Here is a 4390-nt window from a genome sequence, read left to right as displayed (position 1 = left end):
AGCGCCCTGCCGCGCCGCGCAAGCCGCCGCCCGCCCCGAGGGACAAGGAGCGGCGATGACCCTCGACGCGGCGGTATGATGCCAAAGGAACGCCCCTCTCTTCTCCGTCGTTGCGAGCGCAACGAAGCAAATCCAGTATCGTAGGGTGGGCAAAGCGCAGCGTGCCCACGGCTTGGATACTTGTTAGCAGACGTGGGCACGGCGCGAGCGCGCCTTTGCCCACCCTACAAGTTTTCGACGCGCGGAGGGATAGGCCTCACCCCGCTGCTTCCTCCGTCATTGCGAGCGCAGCGAAGCAATCCAGAGTCCCTCCGCGGGAAGATTCTGGATTGCTTCGCTACGCTCGCAATGACGACTTGGAAGGAGCGGGCATTACACCCAACGCACCAACTGGCAGATGCTGTCCTTGACCAGCATGCGGCGCGCCTCGCGCCGTTGTCGTCTACGGCGACTACAACACGATCGACAGCGAGGGACGCCAGATCGGGCGGCGCGACCTGTTGAAGAGACGTCGCAAGCCATCTGGTGATGTGCTGACGCGACTCGCGGCCGGCAATTTCATCGTCAATGGCGGTATTGCTCTCGCGCGCGCGGAGGCCTTCCACGCCATCGGCGGCTTCGATACGTCGCTCAGATATTGCGAGGACTGGCATTGCTGGTGCCGTCTCGCGGCGATCGGCGAGTTCGAATTCGCGCCGAAGCTGCTGCTCGATTATCGCCTGCACACCGCCAACACCATGAACGCCGCGGTCCGGACACCGAAGGACTTCTTCCCGGCCATCGCGCGGGTGTTCGACGACGGTTTGATCCTGGCGAGATTGCCCGAAGGTACGGCGTCCGGGCTGCGCCTTGCCGCCGAACTTCATCTCATCACCTATGCGGCGATGCAGGCGGTCCGATTCGGGCGATATCGCCAAGCCCTGGGCTATCTCGGAATGGTCGGCCGGCGTTCGCTCAGGGCGTTGCCGCGCGCCGCGGCAAGGACCGCCCTCGCCCGCTTCGGCATCTAACCGTCACGACACGATTTTGGAGGCCTCATAGGGCTTCGGCGCGAAGCCGAACGCCGCAAGCATGGAGCCGAGCGCCACCAGCGCCGGATGCATGGCGACGACGGCTTTCGACGTCGCCAGCATGCGAGCGGACCGGACCAGCGACAGCGGCAGCCGTCCGAGCATCTGCACGAACACCCATGCGCGCGCGCTTGCGCTTTGAGCAGCCTTGTATTGCACGCGATAATTGATCGCGCCGATGCGCAGGCCACGCTTTGCGACCCAGCCGAGACTGGTGCGGCTTTGCGGCACGGTCTCGGTGATGACCGCCTCCGCCGTCCAATGGAATATCATGCCGGCATCGCGGCACCGCACGAAGAAATCGCAATCGCCGCCGCCGAGAAAATTGAAGCGCAAGTCGAACGCGGGACGATCGAACCGCTCGAAGGCGGAACGCGTGATCAGGCAATTGCCGCAGCCATAGATCAGCGGCACCGCGCCGGAATAGTCGTAGGCGGGACAGAAGGCGGGATGACGCGACAGCCACGGCTTGCTGTCGTCCTCGAACACCGGCAGCACCGGCCCGCCGACCACGTCGGCGCCGGTCGCCTCCGCGGTGCGAACCATCAGCTCGAGCCAGTCGCTTGACGCGATCTCGTCGTCATCGATCATCAGGAAGCGGGTCGCGGCGGGAAACAGCGCCAGCGCCGTCTCGAACGCGGCATTGATCGCCTGGCAATTGCCCTGACGCTTCTCGACGAGACAGACGCCCTGCAGCCTGCCCTCGGCCAGAAATTCCGCAGCAACCGGCGCGCTTTCGCGCTGCGCGGCATCGTTCTCGACCATGACGACGGCAAAGGAACGTGGGGTACGCTGGTTCACCAGCGATTCCAGCGTCAGCCGCAGGTGCTGCGGACGACGGAAGCAGGGGATGCAGACGACGATGCCGACTGACAGGTCGATGACCCGGGAGCTCGCCACGATCTCCCGGTTGGGATCGCGCACGGCATCCGAGATGCGCATGGCGGACAGGTCTGTCGGGATCAAGGTCATGACGTTCTAGATGTCCGAGATATGTTGAAAAAGCCCTGCATCAATCCCGCGTCCTGCGACGGCACATCGCCGCGGGACAGATGCGTCCCAAAATGGACGACCCGTTGAATGCGCGTGCCTGCGCCTCACGCCGATCTCCTGGCCGTCCTGAACCGACATCATGCGTTTAACCGCTTTCGCCTGTTTCTTCCGCGAAATCATGCGCGCGTGATACTGCAATTCGCGGTCCATGCGCCGACAACGACCTAACATGAACAATGCCGTAGTTAATGCGTATGCGGATTAACCCGACCGTAAGCACTGCGACCGGTGAGACGACGCGGCATCAGATTTGCTCTTCGGGCCTGCGAGATTTTTCCTGTAAATTTGAATAGAACAAGCGCGGTCAAAAAACATGAACAAGCCAGCCACGATCGATTTCGCGACAGCCACGGCGATCCATATCCCCGCGGTCACGGCATATACCCAGGCGCTCCACGATCTCGTCCCCGGCGAAGCCCGCGACAGCCTGCTCGCCGTTCACGACGTGCTGCGCCGCGAACTGCCGAAAGGCCAACTCGCCATCTACGAAGCCGGCGGCGGTTCATGCAGCGTCCTGCCACCGGAAATGCTTGACCGCAGCAAGGTCACCGTCGTCGATATCGACGAGGACCAGGTCCGCAACAACAGCTACGCAGACGAGGCGATCCTCGGCGACGTGCAGGCCTACCGTTTCGGGCGCGAGACCTTCGATCTCGTGATCTGCTACAATGTGATCGAGCATCTGCCCAACGTCGACGCCGCGCTGCTGAATTTCCGCGATGCGCTCAAGCGCGGCGGCATGGTGCTGATCGGCGCGCCCAATCCGCGCTCCCTGTCCGGCGTCGTCACCAAATATTCGCCGCACTGGTTTCACGTCTGGTTCTACCGGCACATCCGCGGCATCAAGGACGCCGGTCTGCCCGGCGAGCCGCCATTCCCGACCTTCTTTCACCCGCTGGTGACGCTGCCCCGGCTCGAAGCGTTCGCAGCCGCCAACGGCCTCGAGATGATCTACCGCCGGGAGGTCGAGAGTCCGCGCTATCCCGAGATGCGTCGGCGCAAGCCGCTGTTCGCGTCCCTCGTGGACGCCGGCGCCGCCGTGCTGAACGCCGTGCTTCCACGCGGCATCGATGTCCGTCGCGGCGACTATCACGTCATCCTGCGGAAAAGCTGACCATTATGGCGCGCGCGCGGTCCATCACGGAACAAGCGGAGCCTCGCGGCCACGCCGTGCGCGGTAACGAACCGTTAATCTCCGGGGATTTCACGCATCCCGAGCGTCACGAGGACGCAGCGCGGATTGGCATGCGCTTAAACGCTTTGTTTGCCATTTCGGTGAATAGTCCCTCAATGAGTATGGTTAATTTTCCCTGTTGCGTGGATTGGGCCCCTATATCCCGGGGGCATGGCGTAGAGCGAAGAGTAACCGCTCAGCCTACGGCAGTTGGAATGAAAGCTGGGGATCATGCTTGACTATAACCAGCCGATCGATCGGGCGAGACCCGAGCCCCCGCAACAGAAGACTCAGGCCGGCTTCAACGTTCTCGAGCTCGCCAATCTGCTCTGGCGGCGCAAGATCGCGATTGCCGCGGCCGCGCTGCTCGGCGCAACGCTTGCCGTCACCATCGGCAAGAGCCTGACGCCCCGCTACACCGCCACCGCCCAGCTCTATGTCGATCCGCGCGAGCTTCAGCTCGTCGATCGTGAGCTTACGCCGCGCGCGCAGGATGTCTCCGGCATGTCCATGGTGGTGGAGAGCCAGGCGCGCCTGATCACCTCCAACAGCGTCCTGCTCAAGGTGATCCAGCAGGCTGGTCTCGACAAGGACCCGGAATTCGGCGGCGGCGACGGCAGGAGCCTGATGTCGTCGCTGCTCGGCCTGATCGGCCTGCAGCCCCGCGCGCCCTCCGGTGCCGACAACAAGGAAGTGCAGCTTGCGGCGCTCGAGGCGCTGAACCGGCACATTACGATCCGCAAGACCGAGAAGAGCTTCATCGTCGACATCGAGGTCTGGTCGACCGATCCGGCGAAGGCGGCGATGCTCGCCAACACCCTCACCAGCGCCTATCTCGCCGAATCCCGCAACTCGCAGGCTTCGGCCGCACGGCGCGCCACCAACGATCTCTCCGGCCGCCTCAAGGAGCTGCGCGAGCGGCTGCGCAGCGCCGAGACCGCGCTCGCCACCTACAAGGCGCAGAACAATTTTGTCGGCACCCAGGACGCACTGATCAGCGACCAGCAGCTCTCCGCCAGCAACCAGCGGCTTTCCGCGGCCCGCGCGGCGACGATGGACGCGCAGGCGCGGCTCGATCAGATCGAGGCCAGCC

3 protein-coding genes and 1 pseudogene are annotated in these 4390 nt (G+C 63.9%); 3 read left to right on the top strand and 1 reads right to left on the bottom strand.

From position 1 onward, the window contains the following. Positions 1 to 419 precede the first annotated feature (419 nt). Positions 420 to 1010: pseudogene (locus MOV75_RS28605) on the top strand (UDP-hexose transferase); the annotation flags it as partial. A 3-nt stretch (positions 1011 to 1013) separates the two neighbouring features. Here MOV75_RS28605 and MOV75_RS28600 read toward each other — a convergent pair. After that, positions 1014 to 2042 (bottom strand): glycosyltransferase family 2 protein, encoded by a 1029-nt coding sequence (locus MOV75_RS28600; RefSeq protein ID WP_246928742.1) that lies wholly within the window; start codon positions 2040 to 2042, stop codon positions 1014 to 1016. Between the two features lie 394 nt (positions 2043 to 2436). Here MOV75_RS28600 and MOV75_RS28595 point away from each other — a divergent pair, with 394 nt between their 5' ends. Both MOV75_RS28595 and MOV75_RS28590 read left to right on the top strand, forming a co-directional pair. Further along, positions 2437 to 3237: a bifunctional 2-polyprenyl-6-hydroxyphenol methylase/3-demethylubiquinol 3-O-methyltransferase UbiG gene (locus MOV75_RS28595; protein WP_246928744.1), complete on the top strand. Its 801-nt coding sequence runs from the start codon at positions 2437 to 2439 to the stop codon at positions 3235 to 3237. A 291-nt stretch (positions 3238 to 3528) separates the two neighbouring features. Next, positions 3529 to 4390 (top strand): Wzz/FepE/Etk N-terminal domain-containing protein (locus MOV75_RS28590; protein ID WP_247007018.1); only part of this gene is annotated, 862 nt, incomplete at its 3' end.

It is taken from the genome of Bradyrhizobium sp. PRIMUS42 (genome assembly GCF_023006515.1).
In the GTDB taxonomy this organism is placed as follows: Bacteria; Pseudomonadota; Alphaproteobacteria; order Rhizobiales; family Xanthobacteraceae; genus Bradyrhizobium.
Note: the sequence above shows the minus strand (reverse complement) of the source record. Positions and strands in the feature narration are given on the sequence as shown.

Bases quoted from the DNA above. Each gene is read 5' to 3' on its own strand.
- MOV75_RS28600 (WP_246928742.1), bottom strand. From the start codon at position 2,042: ATGACCTTGATCCCGACAGACCTGTCCGCCATGCGCATCTCGGATGCC.
- MOV75_RS28595 (WP_246928744.1), top strand. From the start codon at position 2,437: ATGAACAAGCCAGCCACGATCGATTTCGCGACAGCCACGGCGATCCAT.